Annotated in this window: 2 protein-coding genes; both read right to left on the minus strand. The window is 46.1% G+C overall.

Translation table 11 applies throughout. The features are described 5' to 3' along the window. On the minus strand, window positions 1-2,406 hold a 2,406-nt coding region (locus tag ACFINA_RS09425), incomplete at its 3' end, for a DUF4815 domain-containing protein (protein ID WP_375615499.1). Between the two features lies 1 nt (window position 2,407). Beyond that, window positions 2,408-3,242 (minus strand): phage tail protein (locus ACFINA_RS09430; protein ID WP_375615500.1); only part of this gene is annotated, 835 nt, incomplete at its 5' end.

The following is a 3,242-nucleotide window of genomic DNA, read 5'->3' on the forward strand; positions in this document are numbered from 1 at the left end:
ATGATCCGCATCATCGGTTTTAATGATAAAAGCAGTGAGACGATCATTAGGGACTAACAAGGGGACATCATAGCGTGCCCCAGCCCAACCTAGCTTTGCGCCCTTCATAGAATAAAAGCTTTGTGCTTGAATATCGGCGGTAGGATAGCCGTTTTCGGTTGTCACCAAATCAATCACCAGATCATGGTTCTGATTGCCGATTTTACAAAGATGAAAGTCAATTCCAGTGATTTGCCGTGTTTCATCGGGGGTAAAGACTTGCGCTTGTGGGTCAAATTGCGTCCATATCTTCACTGTTGTGGTGCGCCGCATCACTTTTACATCAATCAGACCTTGTCCGGTAAAAAGTCCCGTTGCAATGGTGCCCCCTTTCCCCTGTGCCACGACATTTTTTGTACCAGCGGTAATATTTTGTGGAATCGTGAAAGTGCCCTCAAGGACGCCTTGTCTATCGGCAACAAGGCGGCTCGCTGGCAAAATATCCACACCATCAAAGGTAAGACTTTCCAAGATTTCGCTACTGCCAAAACCTTCAATTTTAAAGTGAAGGGTAATTTGTCTTAAAAAGTCGATTTGTTCTTGGTGTGTGTTGATGAAATTATCGCTTACTTCTGTTCTACGTATGGTACTGCCGCGATGTTTTCCCATAATGATTTGATTGGTCACGCTTGAGAGCCAATCGGTGCGTTGTTCATGCCAAAAGTCTGTTGCGGGTTCAAGGGTTACTGTACCAGGCAGCGGTGCAAAATTTTGATAGGGGTTGATCTTTTCGCAAGCCGTTGTCAACTCTTGCGCAATGATCACTTCATTTGTCCAGTCAAGGGTGACAGGCGCTTTTAAAGGAGCAGTATAGAATGTTGGGTCAATAGCAAGCTGCAAAATGCCATTGCCTACAGCCCCCGTTTGTTGAAAGCCTTCATCTCTGTAACTATCATCGAGAAAAGGATCAGCAAACATGCCTTTTTTGGCAACAGGCTCTTTAGAGTCTACATTGCTTTTAATGCGCTCTAACTGCATCAACCGGTCAAGGGAAAGCACCCGTTGAAAATAGCGCCACATCTCATCATAGGGGGCAACACGGGTGCCATCATTGACCACAAGGGGGGTACTAAGCCAATTGTTGGTAATGGTTGCGAGCGACAACACCTCATCAGGGACACTAGGTGCCATGGGTTGGTCTGAAGAAATCCCTTTGATATAGACGACATTTCCCCCTGTGTTGAGACCAATACGGTCAATGCGGGGGAGTTTGTAAGTGTAACTGACAATGATATCACCACCCTCCGCACCCCCTGATACTGTAATTTCCTGCGCTGTTACCTTATCAGCCGTGATTTTTGCACGATAGCGATAAGTCACCTTATAGCTGCTCCCTGCTAAAGGTTCGTCTCCCACCGGTGCCCAATCAATGGTGTCTCCGGTTTTTTTAAAATCCGTTCCTTCTTTAAATTCTTTAGTTCCTTGAACAATTTTGATAAACGCGGTGATGCTTTTATCCGGCACGCCATCACGCCCTGCGGCAACGGCACCGCGGGTGACGGTAACGGTTTTTTCTTTTGTCAACAAAAGAGACTGAATATCAGCAAGAGGAAAATAATAGGGTTTAAAGGTAAAGCTTGTTTTCCCTTTTGGGGGCGAAAAAATATGCGTTTCGCTAGGAACAACGCTTGTCGAAAAATCTTCCATCTCTTCATGGCGCAAAGCTGCTAAGCGTTTGCGTTTAAAACCATTGATATTGGCTTCTCCCTCTTGAATGCTAAACACTTGGCAACCGTTATTTGCTCCCAATGCACTTACACGGCATCCCCCCACGATATAATGCCCATGGGCGCGGTCGTACGTCGCAATGGCTTGCATGGCCGGTTCAAGGAGTGAGGGCGATTTTTGATCAATCAAAACGCCATCTTGTAAGATATAGACCGGAAAGAAAGCCCCTTGCTGCTCATCATCTTTGAGAGCCCAGACAAGTTTTGCGACTTCGCGTGCCGCTCCGGGCTCTCCTTCTGCCAAACTGCCGGCAACTTGCCCCAACAGCTCTGGATCATCCTCATATGTCACCCATTTCTTTTGTAGCTTTACACCAATTTCTATACGACCCACCATAGAAACATGGGTGAGAACAGCATTTGCAACGGGAAAAATATCCCCTGCAATATAAATTTTGCCCTCTGTTAATGTGACAGTTTGCGTCTCTTTATTCACAAAAGCATCAGCGCGTTCAACACGGTCTCCTTCTTTAGCCACAAGGCGCCCCAAACGGTCATGACGCCCCCTGATGATGGTTTGAACCTCATTGAGTTCACCCGCTTGAAGAAAAGGGCGCTTGCCATAAAACACCACGCTTTGTTGTTCGTCTTTGCCTACCGATCTGTCAATTGCAAAGGGTAAACCACTTTCATGCTTCATGTTAAAACCTCAATAAAATTTTGAATTGTTCGCGAACATCAGCACGCAAAGGAATGTTGATAGGTGTTTTAAGAATTTCTACACCATCACGCAGTTCATGAGCTTCAAGCCAAAGCTTGCCAGGAGGGGTTTGTTGTGCAAGAGAGCCATGAACGAGAAGGGAAACAGAGGTGGCTTGTTTGTCCGCAACATCATGAAAGTCTGTGCGAGCTGCCAGAAACAACAGAGTGCCGGTTGGGGAAGGGTTAAATTTGTTGCCACAATGGTTATAAACACCCTCTAAAACCTGTTCGACAGGCGCTACAGCATAGCATCGGCGATACCCAATCAGAGTGTTGTTTGCGTCTCTTAAAGCCAAATAAAGGGGACGATTTTGGAACCATTCTGCCATGAGTATGTCGCGTTCATGTTTTTTGACCGAACACCACGGAAAATTTGCCAAATCCCAAGGGTAATCAATTTGCTTCCAGCTTAACTCCTCATCCCCGTCATCAATCCAGTTGCCAATTAATGTGCCTTCTTCTTTCGTCAGCGTGTGATTGATTTCTGTTGTGCGTCCAAAGGAAAACAAAGTTCCCCCAGCTGTAAGACAGATGCCACTCTCGAAGTCCAGCATGCACTCATCAAGGTGTGACATATTGCATTCAACAGCTCCAACATCATAACCATAAACACCACGACGAAAATCAGAGCGCAAACTTTTGGAAAGTCTCACGATTGCTTCAATGGCTTCAAGCTGTGTTCGTTCAGGCAAGTGATCAAAATCAAGTTGAAAGGAATTCCACCATGCACGCCCAGACCATGCGGGCTTAAAACGCGCGGAAAGCTCTAACCAT

Origin of the sequence: Bartonella sp. AC10YNML (assembly GCF_042196825.1) — a bacterium.
Lineage (GTDB): Bacteria > Pseudomonadota > Alphaproteobacteria > Rhizobiales > Rhizobiaceae > Bartonella.